The sequence below is a fragment of the Bradyrhizobium sp. BRP56 genome, assembly GCF_020194035.1.
Classification (GTDB): Bacteria; Pseudomonadota; Alphaproteobacteria; order Rhizobiales; family Xanthobacteraceae; genus Bradyrhizobium; species Bradyrhizobium australafricanum.
On the sequence record NZ_JADYVV010000242.1, the window covers coordinates 1 to 388 of the forward strand.

The window sequence follows — 388 nt, forward strand, 5'->3', positions numbered from 1 at the left end:
CCCCGAGCCGACGCCATGATCGACCTGTATTACTGGCCCACCCCGAACGGCCACAAAGTGACCCTGCTGTTGGAGGAAGCCGGCCTGGAGTACCGCATCCACCCGGTCAACATCGGCTCGGGTGACCAGTTCAAGCCAGAGTTCCTGGCCATCTCGCCCAACAACAAGATGCCGGCCATCGTCGACCACGCCCCGGCCGATGGCGGTGCCCCGCAGAGCGTGTTCGAGTCCGGTGCGATCCTGCTGTACCTGGCCGAGAAGACCGGCCGCTTCCTGCCCAGCGACCCGCGCGGCCGCGTGGCCACCCTGGAATGGCTGTTCTGGCAGATGGCCGGCCTGGGCCCGATGAGTGGCCAGATGGGCCACTTCAACGTGTACGCACCAGAAA

Annotated in this window: 1 protein-coding gene; it reads left to right on the top strand. The window is 66.0% G+C overall.

All coding sequences use genetic code 11. The features are described from left to right. Positions 1-15: 15 nt before the first annotated feature. The coding region (locus I6F38_RS43590; RefSeq protein WP_225164741.1) for a glutathione S-transferase N-terminal domain-containing protein at positions 16-388 on the top strand (373 nt) is incomplete at its 3' end.